Genomic DNA, 20,126 nt, shown 5'->3' with positions numbered 1-20,126 from the left:
GTTGCCCATGACTGCCTCCCCCCTGTTTGGCCCAAGCCAACGACTGCGTCTGCTGAGCTTCATCACTCTCAACTTGCTGTTCGCCACCTTGATGCTGTCCCTGCTCTGGTCCCGTGCCGACCATGAGGCACGTGTACTGACCGGCGTTGGTGTCAACAAAACCCTGCAGATTGTTGAAAATGCGCTGCGGCGCGCCGAGCTCAATCTGACGCGCAGTCAGCCGCTGCTGACCCAGTCCTGCCAACAGGCCTTGCCAGCGCTGCAGCAACTGGCGGCCAAGGCCACCTCGCTCAATGCCATCTATCTTGCTGACCGCGAACATGGCCTTATCCTCTGTGCCTCTGCCTGGACAACGCCCGCCCCCGCCGCCGTGCCGCTGTCCGCCCTGATCGGCCGAGCCGATCCGGCAAGGGCACAGTTGCTCTGGCGCCGGCAACTGCCGCTGACCAGCCAGCACGGCATGGTGCTCTACCGGCCGATGGCCAATGGTCAGGCCCTCATCGGGGTCATGCATGCCAACATGCTGGAAGATCTGCTCAAGGTGATGCGTGGCGAAATGATTGATGAAATCGGCATCACCCTGTCAGGGCTGCGCCTGGAAAATCGGCAGGGAACCATACAGTGGGACAGCCAGCCTGCCAATGCGCCACTCGAGGTTCGCCAACACTCAGACCTGCAGCCCGGCCTGCAGGTCAGCGCCCGCTACAGCCCGGCTCTGGTCTGGCGACTGGCCCGCCTGTATCTGCCGCTCGCTCTGTGTGGCATCGCGCTCTTCATGCTCGGCTCGGCCTGGATATTGTGGCGCCGTTACAGTCCCGGCTATTTCTTCCGGCGGGCCATCCTGACCGCCATCCGCGGCCGGCAATTCGTGCCGTATTACCAGGCCATCCGCTGCCGCAAGGGCGAGAGCGCCTTTGAAGTGCTGGTGCGCTGGCAGCACCCTCAGAAGGGTTTGCTGATGCCGGGAGCATTTATCGCGCAGGTCGAGGCACTGGGCTGGCTGTCGCCGATGATGATCCAGGTCATGCAGCAAGTAGAGCGCGATTTGCGTCAGGCCGGCTTTCCCCGCGGCAGTCGGCTGGCCATCAACCTCAGCCCGCAGCAATTGCTCGAACAGGAGATGCTGGCGGCCATCCGCCAGTTTCAGCACCATTTGCGCCAGGCCGGACACAGCCTGGTGATTGAAGTGACGGAAGAAGGTCTGATCCAGGATCCGCAGCATGCCCGGCAGATCATGGCCAGCTGGCGGGCCGAGGGCATTGGTGTAGCGATTGACGACTTCGGTATTGGGCACAGCTCACTGGCCTACCTGCGCCAGTTTCCGTTCGACTATCTGAAAATCGACAAAAGCTTCATCGACGCGCTACCGCAGGGAGAGAAGGACCGCACCATCATCGAAGGCATCATGACGCTGGCGCGGCAGCTTGAGCTGACCGTGGTCGCCGAGGGAGTGGAACAGCAGGAGCAGGCGGATTATCTGTGGCAGATCGGTGTCGACTGCCAGCAGGGCTTTCTGTTTGCCAGACCCCAGCCGATCGCCTCGATCTGCGGTCTGCAGGCAGGATAAGGCCAGCCGGAGAAGGCAGGCCCGTCATCTCACTCGCCGGTGCCGCCAACCGTCAGACCACCATCGATGCGCAAGGTCGGCTGTCCGACCCCCACCGGCACGCTCTGACCTTCCTTGCCGCAGACGCCCACCCCCTGATCCAGCGCCAGGTCATTGCCGATCATGGAGACATACTGCAGCACGTCCGGACCATTGCCAATCAGCGTGGCCCCCTTGACCGGATAGGTCAGTTTGCCGTTTTCGATGCGCCAGGCTTCCGATGCAGAGAAGACGAACTTGCCGCTGGTGATGTCCACCTGACCGCCACCGAAGTTGACGGCATACAGGCCATCCTTGACCGAGGCAATGATTTCTTGCGGATCATGGCTGCCGCCCAGCATGTAAGTATTGGTCATGCGCGGCATCGGAATGCTGGCATAGGACTCACGCCGGCCGTTGCCGGTCGGGGCTACCTTCATCAGACGGGCATTCATGGCATCCTGCATATACCCCTTGAGGATGCCGTCCTCAATCAGGGTGGTGCACTGGGTCGGATTACCTTCGTCGTCGATGGCCAGCGAGCCGCGACGACCGCTCAGGGTACCGTCATCCACCACGGTCACGCCTTTGGCTGCCACCCGCTCGCCGATGCGGCCACTGAAGGCCGAAGTGCCCTTGCGGTTGAAGTCCCCTTCCAGGCCATGGCCGATGGCCTCATGCAGCAGCACGCCAGGCCAGCCCGGCCCGAGCACCACAGTCATCTGACCAGCCGGGGCCGGGCGGGAGTCGAGATTGGTCAGCGCCTGATTGACAGCCTGACGGACGAAGCGCTCGACCACTTCATCGGTAAAGCCGGACAGGTCGTAGCGGCCGCCGCCTCCGCTGGAACCCTGTTCGCGCCGACCGTTCTGCTCGGCAATCACATAGACCGACAGGCGCACCAGCGGACGCACATCCGCGGCACGAACACCATCGTGGCGAGCCAGATAAATGACATCGTATTCGGCCGCCAGGCCCGCCATGACCTGAATGACGCGCGGATCCATGGCGCGTGCCAGTTTTTCCACTTTTTCCAGCAACGCCACCTTGGCGGCCGCCTCCAGGCTGGCGCAGGGGTCGATGGCCGGATACAGCGCCTCGGGCTGGCGACGCTGCGGCACCGACACCGGCAAATGCCCCTCATTGCTGCCGATGGCACGCACGGCATCAATGGCACGGGCCAGGGCGGCACCGCTGATCTCGTCGGAGTAGGCAAAGGCCGTCTTGTCGCCACTGACGGCACGGATACCCACGCCCTGCTCGATATTGAAGCTGCCGGATTTGACGATACCCTCTTCCAGGCTCCAGCCTTCGTTGCGGATGTATTCGAAATACAGGTCGGCGTAGTCGATATCACGACGCGCCAGACGGGCAAAGGCAGATTCCAGGGTGGCCTCGTCCAGGCCGCTGGGGGTCAGCAGCAACTGTTCGGCAGCGGCAAAGGCTTCTTGCATGTCAGCTTCTTTCATTTCAGTACCCGGTGTGCCAGGGCTGGCAGACGCGAGCGGACAGATTGAATCATGTTGGCGTCGATCTCGGCCAGCACCACGCCTTCGCCTTGCGGCAATTCGGCCAGGATGCGCCCCCAGGGATCGATGATCATCGAATGACCATGGGTGGCACGGCCATTCTCGTGTTGACCGCCCTGGGCAGAGGCAATCACATAGCACTGGTTTTCGATGGCGCGCGCGCGCAGCAGAACCTCCCAGTGCGCCTGACCGGTTACCGCCGTGAAGGCCGCCGGCAACACCAGCACATCAAAGGGAGCCAACTGGCGGAACAACTCGGGGAAGCGCAGATCGTAACAGATCCCCAGGGCCAGTTCGCAAAACTCGGTACGACATTTGACCGGCAGGCTGCCGGGACGGATGGTATTCGACTCGCAGTAGCTCTCGCCCTGACCGGTAAAATCGAACAAATGAATCTTGTCATAGCGGGCTGCCGCCATGCCGGCAGGATCAAACACCCAGCTGGTGTTATACACCTTGCCCGCCTCGCCCGACGCCAGCGGCACCGTCCCGCCAACCAGCCAGATCTTGTGGCAGCGCGCCATATCGGCGAGCGCCTGCTGCAGCACGCCTTCACCCGGCACCTCGGCCAGCGCCACCTTGTCCTGATCGCGTGCCCCCATCAGGCAAAAGTATTCCGGCAACACCACCAGGCTGGCGCCACGTCCGGCCGCCTCGGCCACAAGCCGCTCGGCATCGCGCAGATTGCGATGCCAGTCGGTGCCGGACACCATTTGCACCGCAGCCACGAGAAATTTGGATTTCATGGTTGAAGCTTTCGCAAGGTATTGGTCAAGGTGGCGGACTTGAGCCGCGTCACCACCGGGTCGGTGAAGGTGCCACTGACACTGTAATCCACCGAGAAGATCTTGCTGACCGGATCACGCAGCACCTTTTGTGCCGCCAGGGCCGCCACACCGACCACCGGGTTGATCAGGGCGGCGCCGGTTGCCAGCGCCACCCCCTCGGACAAGTGCGGTTCGACATGCACCAGCAGCTTCTGCGTTTCGGCCCCCAGGTTGACTTCGCCATTGATACTGACGTCGGCACCCGGGCCCTTCATGATCAGATTATCCGATTTAAATATACCCTGATTGATCGCGGCGTCACCCCGCAATGAGTCGAAGGCGAAGCCTTCGCTGAAGACATCGGTGAAGTCCAGATGGATGCGGCGCGGCAGGGACTGCAGACTCAGCACCCCCAGCAGGCGGGCCACGCCCGGATCAACCTTGGCAAAACGGCCATCGGCCAGACTGATGCTGACCTGGCCACTGAGGGCCGCCGGATTGAAGTCGGACAATCCCCCCGGCCATGACAAGCTGCCGGACAGGCTGCCATGCCCCTTGTTAAAAGTATCCCCCTCGCCGAAACGGCTCAGCAGCTTGCCGACATCGGTCGCCTGCCCCTTGAAGCGGGTCTCGACCCGCCCGGCATCCAGTACGCGCGCACTGCCGCTGAGCGTCCCTTCCGGCAGGGTCAGGCTGACATCATCCAGCAGCCAGTCGCGAGCCAGGTAGCGGGCATTGAGCTGCAGGCTGCCGAGGGTGTTTCCCTTGAATACCAGTTTGCTGACGTGGATATCCATCGCCGGCAGGCTGGCCGGGCCGCTGCCACCGCTCCCGCCGCGCCAGGCCGGATTGAGCACCAGCAGCGGCAGGCGGGCACGAATGCTGCCATTGCCGTTCGGGTCGTAGTCCACTTCGCCCTTGGCTTCCGCCGCGTCCACCATGGCATGCCAGCGCGCGTCCCCCGGACTGTGCCCCAACCAGAGCGATGCCTTGTGAATCGCCAGGGCGCCCCAGTGGATTTCCGGCGAAGCCAGTTCGATATACAGCGGAGGCATGGCCTGGCTCTGCGACTGGGCCGGCACCCCGGCCAGGGCCCAGTTGGTCCAGGCCTGGGCATCAACCACCGGCAGGGCCACCTTGACATGGATGCCCGGCGCCGGCTGCTCGCCCAGCAGGCGACCGACAACCACTTCGGTGCCCAGGGCATTGCCTTCGGCATCGAAGCGCACCCGGCCTGCGATCTGGCTGCCGGCGGAAAAATCCAGCCTCATGCCATTGGCCGGCTGTCGTGCCGGCAGCATGGTCAGATTGAACGGCAAGGCATCGCCGGCAGCCTTGGCCAGTGGCGCCGGGGCCGACAGCTGGGTGCCGCGCAGATCCGAGCCGACCTGCAGTGACTCCAGACCATTGTGCAAGGTAAATCGCGCCTGATAGTGCGAGCTACCCGTGATGTGCGGTGCCAGAAAATCGACATACTGTGCCAGCACCTGATGGCTGTCGGCCTGTCCGTCGACACTGAAATGCATGCGCGCATTGGCATCGGTATTGGCGCGCAGCAGGAAGGGGCCGCCGAAGGCATTGAAATGAATGCCGGAAGTCGCCACCCCCCGCTCATTGAAGGCCAGCGTGCCGGTGGCCGCCTGCAGCGGCGGCAGGGGCAAGGCCGTCAGCGCCAGCTGATTGTTCATCAGTTGCAGCTGGCCGTTGACCTTCGGTCCGTTGTTGCCACTGAGCGGAATCGACAACTGCAGGCGCAAGGCTGCCGCGCCACTGGCATGGGTCTTGCCCAGGAAACCGGACAACCAGCCATCGACCGGGCTGTGCGCGGTATAGCGCAACATATCGGCCAACGGACCGGATGACTGGCCCTGGATCTCCAGATGAATGTCCTGGGCGGACAGATCGGGGATCGACACCTGCACCTGATTGAGGCGATTGCCCAGCGTCGTCACCTGGGCAGAGCGGATGTCCATGCGCTCATTCTTGAACAACAGGGCGGCATCAAACCCTTCCAGCACCGGCCAGGCGGGATCGAACTTCAGCGAAGCATGACGCACATTGCCCTGTACCAGGAACTCGCCGCCCTGCCCGCCCTTGAAGGGGAACTGATCCAGATTGCCGCGCAGACGCAGCTGGGCGCTTTCCAGCGTGCCGGCCTTGAGGGCGGCACGCAGCCACTTGAGGGTATCGGTACCGGCCTGGTAAGGCAGGTAATCCGCGACCCGTACCGCCGAGACCTGACCGATCTGGCCGGTCAGGTCGATCTGGCCGGCACCCGAACCGGTGTTGCGGTAGCTGCCGGTGACACTGCCCTGCAGATCATCATTGGCGAACTGCAGGCGATCGAAGCGCACATCGATGCCCTGCCCGCTGCTGCGCCAGCCCACATCGGCCGCCAGCGAGCCAAAACGCAGCGGCAGCGGAAAAATGTGCGGCATGGTCACGGTTTCGGCATGGTCGACCCGCAGTTTGCCGCCTGTCTGGTCGAAGCTGACCGAGCCTTTGACCCCGGTCACGCCAGGCACTTCGCCAAAGGGCTGCCAGGCCAGACGGGTAAAGGAGGACTCGAAGCGGTAGCGCGTCGGGGCATCGATCCGGCCCTGCCAGCTGACCGAGAGATTCTTCAGCTGGCCCGCCGGGGCAAAGCGGGCCAGCAGCGGATTGCGGTCAATCCCCAGCGCACGCAGGAAGGGCTGCAGGGCCGCCAGATTGACGTTGTCGACATGCAGCTCGCCGCCGCCCGGGGCGCCGGTATCCCAGTAACCATTGATGCTGGAGTCTTCAAACACCGGCCCGTTGGCACCGAGCAGCGACAAATGCGTGGCATTGATCTGATAGACCTCGCCATTGCGCTCCAGCTGCAGGTGCCCGCCCAGCGCGGGCAGGGTCAGTTCGGAAGCGCCGGGCAAGGTATAGGCGGCATTGCGCACCTTGACGTCGGCCTGCAGGCTGTTGATGCGGCCACCGGCAAAGGCGAGCTCGATCGAGCCATCCCCTTCGCCGCGACTGAGCAGACCAAAGTTCTGCAGATAGCGGCTCCAGGGTGATACCCGGGCCCCTTGCAGACTGGCCGATACACTGCCACGCCACTGCGACCACTCGTCCAGATGATCCCCGCGCCAGTTGCCGCTCAACTCGAAACTGTCGCCGACGGCGGCCGGAGGCCGGCCGGACAGGCGCAGCTCATGCGACAACAGCCCGCTGGTGAGCTCCAGTCGCCCCCGGGCCAGAGTCAGCCTGGGCAGGCCGAGGTATTCATCCTGCCAGGCAATGCGTGCACCGCTGATCAGGATACGGCTCTGGCGCAGCAACAAATCGCCGGGATTGGCCGCGCCGGCAGCACGCGGCTTGTTGCCCGAAAGCGGGAAGCCATTCAGATAGAACCTGCCGTCATGACCCCGGCGGATATCCAGCGAGGGTGAGGTGATCTGGATAAGCGCCATGCGCGGCTCAAATGCCAGCAGGCTTTTCCAGGAGGGCACCACCACGATGCGGTCGAGCGTGAGCGGATTGCCGTGCGGATCGTCAATGGACAGGGCCCGCAGCTCAAAGCGCGGCGCAATCCCGTCCCAGCTTCCGGACAACCGGGCGATGTGCACCTGGCGCCCCAGCACCTGAGCCGATTGCTGCTCCAGCGCATGACGATAGCGGTCGAGATTCGGCAGAACCTGGTAAGTAAAAAACAGGAAGCCCGCCGCCACGGCCAGCAGCGCCAGACCCAGCAGCCAAGCCGAAAGCCTCAGCCCCCATTTCAGGGTGCGAATGACCGGCAGGTGACGCAACAAGCCAATGAGCTTTTTCAAGGGAGACAAACCAGTACAATGGAGGGCGACCGCAAGGATTTTCCGGCACCGGCGTTCAGGCCGCAAACACCACGCACCCGGAGAAATCCATGCATCTTCTATAGCGCGGAGACATTATGCCATCAAACGCCATTCGTGCCAGTGCCATCACCCGGGCCATCGCCTATTCCGGCTATCTGGCGCGCGTCTTGCAGGCACACCCGGAGGAACGCGAGCGACTGGAGCGGGAGCTTGACCAGCCCTTCTCCCTGCAGCAGATGCAGTCGTTCACCGACTGGACGGCACTCGACAGCCCCGACGCCCTCGCGCCGGCCCTGCGCGCCCTGCGCCGTGCCGTGATGGCACGCCTGATCACCCGCGATGTCGGCGGGCTGGCCGAACTGGACGAAATTGTCTCCAGCATCAGCACCCTGGCCGAGTTTGCCGTCCGTACCGCGCTGCCGGTCGCCTGCCAGGCCCTGGCACAGTACGGCCAGCCAATCGGCGAGGATACCGGCACCCCGCAGCAATTGATCGTCATCGGCATGGGCAAGCTGGGCGGGCGCGAGCTGAATGCCTCCAGCGATATCGACCTGATTTTCATCTATCCGGAAAACGGCCAGACCGATGGCAGCCGCAGCATCAGCAATCACGAGTATTTCTGCCAGGCAGGCAAGAAGCTGATCGCACTGCTCAACGATGTCACCGCCGATGGCCAGGTGTTCCGTGTCGACATGCGTCTGCGCCCGTACGGCGACTCGGGGCCGCTGGCCATGAGCTTCAGCGCACTGGAAAACTACCTGCTGACCCAGGGGCGGGAGTGGGAGCGCTACGCCTGGATCAAGGCCCGCGCCCTGACCGGAGATGCCGAAGGCCTGTCCGAGCTGGTCCGTCCCTTCGTCTACCGCAAATACCTCGATTACAACGCCTATGGCGCCATGCGCGAACTGTCGAGCCAGATCCGGCGCGAAGTGGCACGACGCGACCTGGCCGACAACATCAAGCTCGGCCCGGGCGGCATTCGCGAAATTGAATTCATCGCCCAGGTCTTTCAGTTGATTCGCGGCGGGCGTGAAAAAAGCCTGCAGCTGTTTGGCACCCGGGAGACACTGCAACGCCTGGCGGTACTGCGTCTGCAGGAACCGCAGGCCATCGACGAGCTGATGCAGGCCTATACCTTCCTGCGCAATCTCGAACACCGGCTGCAATATGTCGACGACCAGCAGACCCAGACCCTGCCGGAACAACCTCAGGCACTGGAAAATCTGGCCAGTGCCATGAACTTTTCCAGCACCGATGCCTTTCTGTCGGCACTGACCGAGCACCGCCGCCATGTCACGCGGCACTTCGAACAAGTGTTTTTCCTGCCGACCGAGGCGGCACCCGACCATCCGCTGACCGCGCTGTGGCGTGATATCGGGGAAGGTGACATCAGCCCGCAGCTGGCAGCCCTCGGCTATCAGCAGGCGCAGGACGTCGCCCGCCTGTTGCACGGCCTGTCCACCAGTCAGCGCTATCAGCAGATGGCACTGGCCAACCGCAAGAAATTCGATGCACTGATTCCCCCGCTGGTGGAGGTTTCCGGCCATTTTCCCAATCCGGATGCCACCTTGTCGCGCGTCCTGACCCTGCTGGAGGCCATCAGCCGTCGTGCGCCCTATCTGGCTCTGTTGACGGAATATCCGCAGACGCTGCAACGACTGGCCTCGCTGTCATCGGCCAGCGCCTGGGTATCCACCTATCTGACCCGTCACCCCATCCTGCTGGACGAGTTGCTGGATGCCCGCGTGCTGTACGGCACGCCGGACTGGCCGGCCATCGCCGCCCAGCTGGAGCAGCAGTTGATTGATTGCCAGGGCGATGTCGAAGCCAAGATGGACACCCTGCGCCATGTGCAACACGCCCAGGCCTTCCGCCTGGTTGCCCAGGATCTGGCCGGCATGTGGACCGTCGAGGCCCTGTCTGACGAACTGTCCCGGCTGGCCGACCTGATCCTCGACGCGACCTTGCGTCATGCCTGGCTGGACATTGCGGCACGCCATACCGATATCCCCTGCTTCGCGGTCATCGGCTACGGCAAGCTCGGCGGCAAGGAGCTGGGCTACGCCTCCGACCTGGATGTGATCTTCCTGTTCGACGACCCGCACCCCGACGCCCCGGAGCTGTACTCGCGACTGGCCCGCAAGATGGTCACCTGGCTGACCAGCACCACGGCCGCCGGCGGGCTCTACGACATCGACCTGCGCCTGCGTCCCAACGGCTCCAGCGGTTTGCTGGTCAGCACGGTACAGGCCTTCGAGAACTATCAGGAGAAGCAGGCCTGGGTCTGGGAGCACCAGGCACTGAGTCGGGCGCGCTTCGTTGCCGGCGACGAGCAGCTGGGACAGCGCTTCGATCGGGCGCGCCAGGCGATTCTCGCCGCGCCGCGCGATCCGGCGCTGCTGGCGGACGAGGTGCGCAACATGCGCCAGCGCATGCTGGAGACCCACCCGGCCGAACCGGCCGACGTCAAGCATGCACGCGGCGGGCTGGTGGACATCGAATTCATCGTGCAGTACCTGATTCTGGCCCATGCCGGTCAGTTGCCCGAGCTGTGCGCCAATACCGGCACCATCGCCCTGCTGGCCGTGGCCGCCCGAGCCGGGCTGATTCCGGGCGAGCTGGCCGAGGCCGCCCGACAGACCTATCGCTACTGCCGAAAACTGCAGCATGCGGCACGCCTGAACGAGCTGCGGCGTTGCGAAGTCACGCCGGAACTGGAAGAACACTACCGTCAGGCCCGGGCGCTATGGCAATATCTGTTTGGTACAGACTGACTGGCGTGGCCGTGGCAACGCTATAATCTCAAAACATTAAAACGGACAAACGGAGAAACTCATCATGTCGATGGCTGAACGAGACGGCTTTATCTGGTACAACGGCGAACTGGTCGACTGGCGCAGCGCCACCACCCACGTGCTGACCCATACCCTGCACTATGGCATGGGCGTATTCGAAGGGGTGCGCGCCTACGAAACCCCGCGCGGCCCGGCCATCTTCCGCCTGCAGGACCATACCGACCGCCTGTTCCGCTCGGCGCACATCCTCGGCATGAAGATGCCCTTCACCAAGGAGCAGATCAATCAGGCCCACCATGAGGTGGTCAAGGCCAACAAGCTGTCCTCCTGCTATTTCCGTCCGATGGCCTTCTACGGCTCCGGCAAGCTGGGTGTCGCCCCGCCCACCGACGACGTTCAGGTCATCGTGGCCGCCTGGCCGTGGGGCGCCTACCTGGGCGCCGATGGCCTGGAGAAAGGCATCCGCGTCAAGACCTCGTCCTTCACCCGCCACCATGTGAACATCACCATGTGCAAGGCCAAGGCCAACGGCAACTACATGAACTCGATCCTGGCCAATACCGAAGCCACCCGCGACGGCTATGACGAGGCACTGCTGCTGGATGTCGAGGGCTATGTGGCGGAAGGTTCCGGCGAAAACGTCTTCATCGTTCGCAAGGGCAAGCTGTATACTCCCGATCTGACATCGGCACTGGAAGGCATCACCCGTGATACCGTGATGCAGATCGCCGAGGAAATGGGGCTGCAGATCATCGAAAAACGCCTGACGCGCGACGAGGTCTACAGTGCCGAAGAGGCCTTCTTCACCGGCACCGCCGCCGAGGTCACCCCGATCCGCGAACTGGACAACCGGCAGATCGGCGAAGGTCGCCGCGGCCCGATTACCACCGAGATCCAGCGACGCTTCTTCGACAGCGTCAAGGGTCTGGATGACAGCCACGCCGAATGGCTGACTTACGTGAAATAAGCAAGGAAATACCTGATGTCCGAACTCAAAGCCAATACCGCACGCCATATCGACATCACGGCCAGCGATCTGCCGCTGGCCTGTCCGATGCCCGACATGCTGAAGTGGAATGCCCATCCGCGCGTCTATCTGTCGCTGGACGAGCATGGCGCAGCACAATGCCCGTACTGCTCGACCCGCTACCAGCTGCAAGGTGGCAAACCGGGTGCGCACCACTAAGGCCGTCACGACGTCGCAAAGGGTGCTGCCTGGCCGCACCCTTTTTTAATTGAATTCAAGCCGAATGAAAAAAATCCTGGTCATCGCGCCCTCCTGGGTGGGCGACAGTGTCATGGCCCAGCCGCTGTATCGCCGTTTGCATCAGTTGTACGGTGACATCGAGCTGCATGTCTTTGCACCCCAGTGGACCTTGCCGCTCCTGGCCCGCATGCCGGAAGTCTCGCAGGCACACCTCAACCCCTTCGGCCATGGCGCGCTGAACCTGCTGGCCCGCTGGAAGGTCGCGCGGCGACTGGCACGGCTGAAGTTCGATCAGGCCATCGTCCTGCCCAATTCGCTGAAGTCGGCCCTGATCCCCCTGTTTGCCGGCATTCCCTGCCGTACCGGCTTCATCGGCGAATCACGCTACGGCGTGCTGAACGACTGGCGCGAGCTGGACGAAAACAGCCTGCCGATGATGGTCGAGCGCTTCTGCGCCCTGGCCCCCAGCAAGGGGCAGCCGCTGTCGCGTCCGATTCCGCATCCGCAGCTGATTGCCGATCCGGCCCGACAACAGGCGACACTGGCCGAACTCGGTCTGACGGCCGACCGTCCGGTGGTGGCCTTCTGTCCCGGCGCCGAGTATGGACCCGCCAAACGCTGGCCGGCCCGGCACTTTGCAAAACTGGCCGAACGCTTCGCTGCCGCCGGTTTCCATGTCTGGCTGTTTGGCTCGAACAAGGATGCCGAGATCGGCAATGACATCAGCCGCCTGTCGCATGGTCTGGCGGTCAACCTGTGCGGCAAGACCGGCCTCGATCAGGCCATCGATCTCATCGGCCTGGCCAACATTGCCGTGTGCAATGACTCCGGCCTGATGCATGTCGCTGCAGCACTCGACATTCCGCTGGTGGCCCTGTACGGCTCCTCCAGTCCCGACTTCACCCCGCCGCTGTCCGAACGCGCGGAAATCGTGTCGCTCAGCCTGGAATGCAGCCCGTGCTTCGAGCGCACCTGCCCGTTCGGCCATACCGATTGCCTGGAGAAGCTGGCTCCCGAGCAAGTCTGGCATGCGGCGACCCGCCTGCTGCCCGACCTGAGCCCCGCTGCCGACGCCAGTCATGAATAATCACGCCACCGACCACAACAACCGTCGCATGGAACTGGTGCTCGCCGCCGCCAGCCTGTTCCGCGATCAGGGCTACGAACGCACCACCGTCCGCGACCTCGGCAACGCCGTCGGCATGCAATCCGGCAGCCTGTTCTACCATTTCCGCAACAAGGAAGAGATTCTGGTCGCGGTCATGGCGCTGGGCATTACCCGTACCACCGAACAACTGCAGGCCGCTCTGGCCCAGGCCGGCAATCTGCGCGCCAGACTGGCGGCACTGTTCCATGTCCACCTCAACTCGCTGCTGGGCGAAAACCAGGCGGCGCTGGAGGTCATGCTGTACGAATGGCGCAGCGTCAGTGAAGCCGCCCGCCCGGAGCTGATCCGGCTGCGCGACCGCTATGAGGCGCTGTGGCAGGATACGCTGGACGAGGCCGCTGCTGCCGGCATGATCAGCGGCGACACCCGGCTGCTGCGACGCACCCTGCTGGGCAGCCTGCACTGGACCGTGCAATGGTTCCGCCCGGATGGCGAACTGAGCGTGGATCAGCTGGCTGAACACATGCTGGCACAGGTCTTGCACGAAAAACCGGCAAGCTGATGATTTTGATGTGATTTTCGGCCGCGCATGCGCTAAACTGACAGAAAGTCCCCTTGGAGTCAGGCATGAGCAGCACCATCGTCCGCCTGCCCTCCAGTGCCGCCACCAATGTGCCGGTACTGCAGGCACAGCAGACACAACAGGCAGAACAGACCCGCCAGGTTCGCCAGCAGAATCAGGCCGGCGCAGCCAATCAGGCCGGTCAGGCCGCCGCTGCGCCGTCACTGCAGCCGCAATACAACCAGCAAACCGCGCGGGTCCAGGCCGAACTGCAGCAGCAATTGGCCAGCGCCCAGGCCAGTCAGGCGGCACAAAGCCAGCAACAGCGCACACAGGTCACCCAGGCCGAGCAGGCACGCCAACAGGCCGCACAGCAGACCAACCGTCAGGCCGAGGCACGCCAGCAACAAGCGCAGATCCAACAGGCGCAGCAGGCCAACAGCCAGGCCCAGAACAGCCGCGCCCCCAATCCGCCGCCGCCCACGGCCATCCAGCAATACCAGACCGCCCAGACCCTGCTGTTGCCCTCCGACAGCAACACCCACGTCAATACCAAGGCCTGAATCCGCCGCAGGATTGAGTCGTCCGGCCGGCTGATCTACCATGCAAGCACTGAAATTGCCATGGGACAGCCATCATGCCCTTGCGTCCATTCGGCTGGTTTCAAAAATCCGTACAACATCACATCGAACTCAGCCATGAGCAGGACATCCTGCTGCGCCGTGCCGCCGACCTCTGCGGCAAAACCCTGAGCGCCTTTCTGCACGACAGCGCCTGCGCGGCTGCCGAACGCACCGTCCTGGACCAGTGCCAGTTCTATGTCCGCGGCCATGAACGGCAGCAACTGATCGCCTTGCGCCAGCGTCCGCAGCCACCATCGGCCAGCCTCTGCCACCTGATGGCACAAACCCCGCCCTGGCAAAGTCACTCAGCGCTGCTGCCGCCGTCCGAGCTGCAGCTACAGCACGATACCCATGCCTTCGACTGCGACAAAATTGCCATGAATGACTGGCTGGCCCATCGGGCCTGGCAGGCACAACGCAACCATTCGGCCAAGACCTTCGTGGTCTGCGTCCAGCAACGCGTTGTCGCGTATTTCAGCTTGAGCGTCGGGCAGATCGATTCGCGCGAATTCCCCGGTCACGGCCAGCAGATCGCCGATCGCGACCACTTCCCGCTGCCGGTGGCCATCCTGACCCGACTGGCAGTCGACAAACTCTACCAGCATCAGGGCCTGGGCCACGCGCTGCTGGCCCAGGCCATCCGGCATGTGCTGGCCATCAACCAGCAGGCCGGCGTGACGGCCCTGCTGACTCAGCCCCTCAACGAACAGGTCGCCCGCTTTTATCAGGGCTGCGGCTTCGTGGATTCCCCGGCGGCCTACAAACAGCTGTTTTTACCAATCGAAGCCATGCAGGCCGCCGTCGAGAGCCAGCCGGCGTAAAAAAAGAAACCGGCGCCCACGGGCGCCGGTTTTCTAGTCAAAGCGTGCAGGATGGTCAGGCGTGAACGTCGACGTTCTGCCCCAGATGAGCCGGATTGACCGTGGTCGCCTGGATCTGCTGCGACGACTGCACGGCAGAGTCGAGCAAGGGCAAAACGGTACTGGCGTCGATGTTCTTGGCCTTGTTGAGCACAGAGATCTGCGCTGCCTGGCCCACACCACTGCTATCCGAGCCGATATTTGATACTTGACTGGCGATGTTCATGCCCCAATCTCCTATAAACCCAAAACTGTCATGCCAAGTGTAGATGGCGGTTTGCCAGTTGTCATGGCAGAGCTGCTAAAATGCACTTGATCCACATAAAACTGCAACAGGAAAACCACGATGAGCCAATCCCGCCACAGCCGCCTTCTGATCCTCGGTTCCGGCCCGGCCGGCTACACCGCCGCTGTTTACGCAGCCCGCGCCAACCTGCAACCGGTGATGATCACCGGCATGGCACAGGGCGGTCAGCTGATGACCACCACCGAAGTGGACAACTGGCCGGCTGACGCCGACGGCGTTCAGGGACCGGAACTGATGGCCCGCTTCCAGCGTCATGCCGAACGTTTTGGCACCGAGATCATTTTCGACCACATTCACACCACCCATCTGAACGAAAAACCGATCCGCCTCGAGGGTGATGCCGGCAGCTACACCTGCGACGCACTGATCATCGCCACCGGTGCTTCAGCCAAATACCTCGGCCTGCCGTCGGAAGAAGCCTTTATGGGCAAGGGCGTATCCGGCTGCGCCACCTGCGATGGTTTCTTCTATCGCAATCAGGACGTCGCCGTGGTCGGCGGCGGCAATACTGCCGTTGAAGAAGCGCTGTACCTGGCCAACATCGCGCGCCATGTGACCCTGATCCACCGCCGCGACAGCTTCCGCGCCGAAAAAATCATGATCGACAAGCTCAACGAGCGTGTCGCCGAAGGCAAGATCAGCCTCAAACTGCATGCCGTCCTGGATGAGGTGCTGGGTGACCAAAGCGGCGTCACCGGTGCCCGCATCAAGTCTGTTATCGACGGAAAGACCGAAGACTTGAGTCTGAGCGGCGTCTTTATTGCCATTGGCCATCAGCCGAACACCGAGATTTTCAAGGGTCAGTTGGAAATGGATGCCACCGGCTACCTGATCACCAAGGGCGGCAACCAGGGCAATGCCACCGCCACCAGCATTGCAGGCGTTTTCGCAGCCGGCGACGTGCAGGACCATATCTACCGCCAGGCCGTCACCAGCGCCGCCTCCGGCTGCCAGGCTGCCCTGGACGCCGAGCGCTACCTCGACCAACTGAAGTAAACCCGCTTGAAGTCGCTCAAGGATAAATTGCGCGCCTTGCCGCGCCGGCCGGTACCCGAGGTACCGGCCAGGCCGGCCAAGCCGGTCGAGCCGCCCGACATCGACTTCAAAAGCCAGTTGTGCGACGTCACCCCGCTTGCCGATGATGGCCGTGTCCACTTCGCCCCGCCCCGCCCCAGCCCGCACCCACGCAAACGCGCCCGCGCTCACAGCGACAGACTGCACCCACATCCTGTCGGCTGGTTCGAACCGGCACACAGCGACAACCAGTTTGTGCGCGCCGGCATGCAGGGCAATACCCTGAAAAAACTGCGAGCACTGCACTGGCCGGTCTGTGCCGAGCTGGACCTGCATGGCTACGACCGCTATCAGGCGCAGGATCGCCTGGCCATTTTTTTGCATCAGGCAAGGCGCCTCGGCAATTGTGTGCGCATCATTCATGGCCGCGGCATCGGTTCCAGCGGCGAACCGGTCTTGAAACGCATGACCCGTACCTGGCTCTCTCACCACCCGGAAGTTCTGGCCTGGAGTGAAAGTCACGAAGGCGGCGCCCTGTTGGTATTGCTTAAACGTATGACCGATTGATTTCCTACCCCAAGTTCATGCTAATCTTAAGCAACGGCACAGGGAACACGTAACATAACGACGATAACGTTGCAGACAACCACTGATTCCACTGGAGCTTCCATGCAAGACGAGCTTTGCCCTGACTTCACCCTGCCGGCCACCTCCGGCAAGACCTTCACGCTGGCGGACGCCCCACGCCCCCTGGTGATCTACTTCTACCCCAAGGACAACACCCCAGGCTGCACCAACGAGAGCATGGCCTTCCGCGACCTTTACCCGGCCTTCCAGGCCAAGGGCGCCGAAGTCGTCGGCATCTCGCGTGACAGCCTGAAGTCGCACGAAAACTTCAAGAGCAAATACTCGCTGCCATTCGAGCTGCTGTCGGACAGCGAAGAAACCGTGTGCAAACTGTTTGATGTCATCAAAAGCAAGAACATGTATGGCAAAAAGGTGCTGGGCATCGAGCGCAGCACCTTCGTCATCGGTGCCGACGGTCGGGTGGTGCGCGAATGGCGTGGCGTCAAGGTACCCGGCCATGCGGAGGAGGTGCTGGCCATCGTCGAATCACTGTAAGGATTGGCAGTTTCACAGGCAGTGCCCGATGGCGGGCGCCGTCAGCAGGCTCGGGACGGTGCCGCCAGGACCAACAAGTCAAAGGGGATATCCATCATGGCAAGCCGCAAGAAAAACAAGATCAGCAAACTGTTCGTTCTTGATACCAACGTACTGCTGCACGATCCCACCTGCCTGTTCCGCTTCGAAGAACACGATGTTTTCATCCCGATTATCACCCTGGAAGAACTGGACGAACACAAGAAGGGCATGTCCGAAGTGGCCCGCAACGGTCGTCAGGCCAGCCGCTTCCTGGATGAAATCGTCAGCAGCAACGATGCCGACATTGCCGCCGGCATCGAACTGAAAGGCCCGAGCAAGAACGCTGCCACCGGCAAACTGTTCCTGCAGGCCCAGGCCATCCGCGGCGTCCTGCCCGACTCCCTGCCGGTAGGCAAGGCCGACAACCAGATCCTCGGCATCGTCTCGGCCTTGCGTGACCAGTTCCCGGATCGTCCGGTGATCCTGGTGTCCAAAGACATCAACATGCGCATCAAGGCGCATGCCCTCGGCCTGGCCGCCGAAGATTACTTCAATGACAAGGTGCTGGAGGATACCGACATCCTCTATACCGGCACCCGCGAAATTGACACCAGCTTCTGGGAACGCAACGGCAAGGACCTGAAGTCCTGGCAGGACAAGGGCCGCAGCTATTACCAGCTGCGCGGACCGGATACTGCCTCTCTGCATTGCAATCAGATGCTGTGGCAGGAGGGCGAATCGCCACTGCAGGCCAGGGTCCTGAGCCTGTCCGGCAAAGATGCCGTGCTGGAAACGCTCAAAGACTACTCGCACAGCAAGAACAACGTCTGGGGCATTACCGCGCGCAACCGCGAACAGAACTTCGCCCTCAATCTGCTGATGAATCCGGAGATCGACTTCATCACGCTGCTGGGGCAGGCCGGTACCGGTAAAACCCTGCTGACCCTGGCAGCCGGACTGGCCATGACGCTGGAACAGAAAATCTACAGCGAAATCATCATGACCCGCGTCACCGTGCCGGTGGGCGAAGACATCGGCTTTCTGCCGGGGACCGAAGAAGAAAAGATGGCCCCGTGGATGGGCGCACTGGAGGACAACCTCGATGTGCTCAACAAAACCGATGACGATGGCGGCGACTGGGGCCGTGCCGCCACGCGCGACCTGATCCGTTCGCGCATCAAGGTCAAGAGCCTGAATTTCATGCGCGGGCGCACCTTCCTCAATAAGTACCTGATCATCGACGAAGCGCAGAACCTGACGCCGAAGCAGATGAAGACCCTGATCACCCGGGCGGGCCCCGGTACCAAGGTGGTCTGTCTCGGCAACATCTCGCAGATCGACACCCCCTACCTGACCGAGGGCAGCTCGGGTCTGACCTATGTGGTCGACCGCTTCAAAGGATGGGAGCACTCCGGCCACATCACACTGCAACGCGGAGAACGTTCGCGCCTGGCAGATCACGCGGCCGAAGTCCTGTGACCCCCAGACTTGAACTGATCCACCAGCCGGCAACCGGGGAGGCGCGCCAAGCGCCCCCCCTGTTGTTTTTGCATGGTGCCTTTTGCGGTGCCTGGGCCTGGCAGCCGCACTTCCTGCCGTGGTTCGCCAGCCAGGGCTACGACTGCTGGGCGCTGAGCCTGGAAGGCCACGGCCAGAGCGAAGGTCGCCATTATCTGGCCGCAGTCAGCATTGAGGACTATCGCAAGAATCTGGCCAGTGCCATCCGTCAGATCCGGCAACAGCCCGTGGTGATCGCCCACTCCATGGGCGGCTTTGTCCTGCAGCAATACCTGCGTCACACCTCCCTGCCCGGCGCTGTCCTGCTGGCCTCGGTGCCACCGGCCGGCCTGGCCGGCTCCAGCCTGCGCCTGTTGAGCAATGCACCGGGGCTGTTCATCAAGCTCAACCTTTACCAGCACGGTCAGTACAACCCCGACTACGACGAACTGCGCGCCTTGCTGTTCTCGCCGTCCACCCCGGATGAAGACATCGAATGGCTGATCCGCCACAGCCAGCAGGAAAGCCAGCGTGCCCTGATCGACATGACCCTGGTCAACCCGCTGGCCATCGGCCGCCCCCTGCCCACACCTGCCCTGGTGCTGGGCGGCGCCGGAGACCAGCTGATCCATGCCGATGATGTCGTCGCCACCGCCGGCCACTTCGGCGTCAGCGCAGAAATCCTGCCAGACACCGGCCATATGCTGATGCTGGATACAAAATGGCGGCAATGCGCCGAACGCATTGCCGCCTGGCTGACCTTGCTGCCGCAGGTCAGGTCTGCTGACGGAACGACAGATTGACCGTGCCGGTATAGCTGCCGGCGGGTTTGGTACTGTCGGTACTCGCCTGCGTAATGTCCAGATTGATGGTGGCACCCGAAGTATGGGTGGTGCCATTCCAGTTCAGGCTGGTCGCCGGAATCGTGGTCCAGGTGCCATCCGGTGTGGTCTTGTAGGTCGTGGCCGCCGTGCCGATCTTGATGCCGACAGCCAGGTTCATGGTATCCGAACCCTTGGTCAGCGTGCTGCCGCTGGTCCAGGCCCACTCGACCCCCTTGGAGGTGTCACTGGTGGTAAACGTCAGCGCATTGGTCCCCGAGGTCAGCAAGCCGGTGTTGGGGTCATAGGCGCCCAGCGTCACAGCCCAACCACCAGTCGGTGTCACACTGAAAGTCACCGGCATGGTAGCCGACACGGTCACTGCGGCCGTTACCGGGGTGGCTGTCGCCCCTGCCTGCAACGACAAGGCCAGCGTTGCGGCCATCAGGCCGGACAATACAATCTTGTTCATACGATTTCTCCA

18 protein-coding genes are annotated in these 20,126 nt (G+C 62.7%); 13 read left to right on the top strand and 5 right to left on the bottom strand.

Features of this window, described 5'->3' with window-relative positions:
• The first annotated feature begins 7 nt into the window (after positions 1-7).
• Entirely contained in the window at positions 8-1,567 is a 1,560-nt protein-coding gene (locus tag AACH39_RS01255) for an EAL domain-containing protein (protein ID WP_338620719.1), read from the top strand.
• 29 nt (positions 1,568-1,596) lie between these two features.
• On the opposite strand, the gene tldD is transcribed toward AACH39_RS01255, so the two are convergent.
• From tldD to AACH39_RS01240, 3 genes are read right to left on the bottom strand one after another with little or no spacing between them, the layout of a single operon-like run.
• A complete protein-coding gene (gene tldD, locus AACH39_RS01250; protein WP_215782699.1) occupies positions 1,597-3,039 on the bottom strand; it encodes a metalloprotease TldD in 1,443 nt (480 codons plus the stop codon).
• Positions 3,040-3,050: 11 nt separating this feature from the next.
• Complete coding sequence (locus tag AACH39_RS01245; protein WP_338620718.1) at positions 3,051-3,860, bottom strand: carbon-nitrogen hydrolase family protein; 810 nt, start codon at positions 3,858-3,860, stop codon at positions 3,051-3,053.
• The gene (locus AACH39_RS01240) at positions 3,857-7,684 is read right to left on the bottom strand and encodes a YhdP family protein (RefSeq protein ID WP_338620717.1); all 3,828 of its coding nucleotides are present in this window, start codon (positions 7,682-7,684) and stop codon (positions 3,857-3,859) included. Before AACH39_RS01240 ends, AACH39_RS01245 begins: the two co-directional genes overlap by 4 nt.
• Positions 7,685-7,800: 116 nt before the next feature.
• Between AACH39_RS01240 and glnE the strand changes: the two genes are divergently transcribed.
• The 7 genes from glnE to AACH39_RS01205 all read left to right on the top strand — a co-directional run bounded on the left by glnE (position 7,801) and on the right by AACH39_RS01205 (position 14,821).
• Positions 7,801-10,479, top strand: a complete 2,679-nt coding sequence (glnE, locus tag AACH39_RS01235; RefSeq protein ID WP_215776565.1) for a bifunctional [glutamate--ammonia ligase]-adenylyl-L-tyrosine phosphorylase/[glutamate--ammonia-ligase] adenylyltransferase — start codon at positions 7,801-7,803, stop codon at positions 10,477-10,479.
• A gap of 64 nt (positions 10,480-10,543) precedes the next feature.
• Entirely contained in the window at positions 10,544-11,467 is a 924-nt protein-coding gene (locus AACH39_RS01230; RefSeq protein ID WP_215776567.1) for a branched-chain amino acid transaminase, read from the top strand.
• A 15-nt stretch (positions 11,468-11,482) separates the two neighbouring features.
• Positions 11,483-11,686, top strand: a complete 204-nt coding sequence (locus AACH39_RS01225) for a zinc-finger domain-containing protein (protein ID WP_215776570.1) — start codon at positions 11,483-11,485, stop codon at positions 11,684-11,686.
• A 64-nt stretch (positions 11,687-11,750) separates the two neighbouring features.
• Positions 11,751-12,794, top strand: a complete 1,044-nt coding sequence (gene waaF, locus AACH39_RS01220; protein ID WP_215776572.1) for a lipopolysaccharide heptosyltransferase II — start codon at positions 11,751-11,753, stop codon at positions 12,792-12,794.
• Entirely contained in the window at positions 12,787-13,377 is a 591-nt protein-coding gene (locus AACH39_RS01215) for a TetR/AcrR family transcriptional regulator (RefSeq protein WP_215776574.1), read from the top strand. Before waaF ends, AACH39_RS01215 begins: the two co-directional genes overlap by 8 nt.
• Before the next feature lie 65 nt (positions 13,378-13,442).
• Entirely contained in the window at positions 13,443-13,940 is a 498-nt protein-coding gene (locus AACH39_RS01210; protein ID WP_215776577.1) for a hypothetical protein, read from the top strand.
• A gap of 74 nt (positions 13,941-14,014) precedes the next feature.
• Positions 14,015-14,821: a GNAT family N-acetyltransferase gene (locus tag AACH39_RS01205; RefSeq protein WP_215776580.1), complete on the top strand. Its 807-nt coding sequence runs from the start codon at positions 14,015-14,017 to the stop codon at positions 14,819-14,821.
• A gap of 55 nt (positions 14,822-14,876) precedes the next feature.
• On the opposite strand, the gene AACH39_RS01200 is transcribed toward AACH39_RS01205, so the two are convergent.
• Positions 14,877-15,086 (bottom strand): putative motility protein, encoded by a 210-nt coding sequence (locus AACH39_RS01200; protein WP_252346052.1) that lies wholly within the window; start codon positions 15,084-15,086, stop codon positions 14,877-14,879.
• 120 nt (positions 15,087-15,206) lie between these two features.
• Between AACH39_RS01200 and trxB the strand changes: the two genes are divergently transcribed.
• From trxB to AACH39_RS01175, 5 genes are all read left to right on the top strand, one after another.
• Complete coding sequence (trxB, locus tag AACH39_RS01195) at positions 15,207-16,163, top strand: thioredoxin-disulfide reductase (RefSeq protein ID WP_215776582.1); 957 nt, start codon at positions 15,207-15,209, stop codon at positions 16,161-16,163.
• A gap of 6 nt (positions 16,164-16,169) precedes the next feature.
• On the top strand, positions 16,170-16,748 hold the full coding sequence (locus tag AACH39_RS01190; RefSeq protein WP_252346053.1) for a Smr/MutS family protein: 579 nt from the start codon (positions 16,170-16,172) through the stop codon (positions 16,746-16,748).
• Positions 16,749-16,850: 102 nt separating this feature from the next.
• Positions 16,851-17,303 carry a peroxiredoxin gene (locus tag AACH39_RS01185; protein WP_215776584.1) on the top strand — a complete coding sequence of 151 codons (453 nt, stop codon included), beginning with the start codon at positions 16,851-16,853 and terminating at the stop codon, positions 17,301-17,303.
• A gap of 96 nt (positions 17,304-17,399) precedes the next feature.
• Positions 17,400-18,803 carry a PhoH family protein gene (locus tag AACH39_RS01180; RefSeq protein WP_338620716.1) on the top strand — a complete coding sequence of 468 codons (1,404 nt, stop codon included), beginning with the start codon at positions 17,400-17,402 and terminating at the stop codon, positions 18,801-18,803.
• Positions 18,800-19,624 carry an alpha/beta hydrolase gene (locus tag AACH39_RS01175; RefSeq protein ID WP_338620715.1) on the top strand — a complete coding sequence of 275 codons (825 nt, stop codon included), beginning with the start codon at positions 18,800-18,802 and terminating at the stop codon, positions 19,622-19,624. The genes AACH39_RS01180 and AACH39_RS01175 overlap by 4 nt, the downstream gene beginning before the upstream one ends.
• Here AACH39_RS01175 and AACH39_RS01170 read toward each other — a convergent pair.
• The gene (locus AACH39_RS01170; protein ID WP_215776591.1) at positions 19,596-20,114 is read right to left on the bottom strand and encodes a hypothetical protein; all 519 of its coding nucleotides are present in this window, start codon (positions 20,112-20,114) and stop codon (positions 19,596-19,598) included. The genes AACH39_RS01175 and AACH39_RS01170 overlap by 29 nt on opposite strands.
• Positions 20,115-20,126 lie beyond the last annotated feature (12 nt).

It is taken from the genome of Paludibacterium flexuosum (assembly GCF_037076605.1).
GTDB lineage: Bacteria > Pseudomonadota > Gammaproteobacteria > Burkholderiales > Chromobacteriaceae > Paludibacterium.
Note: the sequence above shows the minus strand (reverse complement) of the source record. Positions and strands in the feature narration are given on the sequence as shown.

What these genes read in the sequence shown, in the direction of transcription:
- AACH39_RS01255 (WP_338620719.1), top strand. Translation starts at nt 8, where the DNA reads ATGACTGCCTCCCCCCTGTTTGGCCCAAGCCAACGACTGCGTCTGCTG.
- tldD (WP_215782699.1), bottom strand. Translation starts at nt 3,039, where the DNA reads ATGCAAGAAGCCTTTGCCGCTGCCGAACAGTTGCTGCTGACCCCCAGC.
- AACH39_RS01245 (WP_338620718.1), bottom strand. Translation starts at nt 3,860, where the DNA reads ATGAAATCCAAATTTCTCGTGGCTGCGGTGCAAATGGTGTCCGGCACC.
- glnE (WP_215776565.1), top strand. Translation starts at nt 7,801, where the DNA reads ATGCCATCAAACGCCATTCGTGCCAGTGCCATCACCCGGGCCATCGCC.
- AACH39_RS01230 (WP_215776567.1), top strand. Translation starts at nt 10,544, where the DNA reads ATGTCGATGGCTGAACGAGACGGCTTTATCTGGTACAACGGCGAACTG.
- AACH39_RS01225 (WP_215776570.1), top strand. Translation starts at nt 11,483, where the DNA reads ATGTCCGAACTCAAAGCCAATACCGCACGCCATATCGACATCACGGCC.
- waaF (WP_215776572.1), top strand. Translation starts at nt 11,751, where the DNA reads ATGAAAAAAATCCTGGTCATCGCGCCCTCCTGGGTGGGCGACAGTGTC.
- AACH39_RS01215 (WP_215776574.1), top strand. Translation starts at nt 12,787, where the DNA reads ATGAATAATCACGCCACCGACCACAACAACCGTCGCATGGAACTGGTG.
- AACH39_RS01210 (WP_215776577.1), top strand. Translation starts at nt 13,443, where the DNA reads ATGAGCAGCACCATCGTCCGCCTGCCCTCCAGTGCCGCCACCAATGTG.
- AACH39_RS01205 (WP_215776580.1), top strand. Translation starts at nt 14,015, where the DNA reads ATGCCCTTGCGTCCATTCGGCTGGTTTCAAAAATCCGTACAACATCAC.
- AACH39_RS01200 (WP_252346052.1), bottom strand. Translation starts at nt 15,086, where the DNA reads ATGAACATCGCCAGTCAAGTATCAAATATCGGCTCGGATAGCAGTGGT.
- trxB (WP_215776582.1), top strand. Translation starts at nt 15,207, where the DNA reads ATGAGCCAATCCCGCCACAGCCGCCTTCTGATCCTCGGTTCCGGCCCG.
- AACH39_RS01185 (WP_215776584.1), top strand. Translation starts at nt 16,851, where the DNA reads ATGCAAGACGAGCTTTGCCCTGACTTCACCCTGCCGGCCACCTCCGGC.
- AACH39_RS01180 (WP_338620716.1), top strand. Translation starts at nt 17,400, where the DNA reads ATGGCAAGCCGCAAGAAAAACAAGATCAGCAAACTGTTCGTTCTTGAT.
- AACH39_RS01170 (WP_215776591.1), bottom strand. Translation starts at nt 20,114, where the DNA reads ATGAACAAGATTGTATTGTCCGGCCTGATGGCCGCAACGCTGGCCTTG.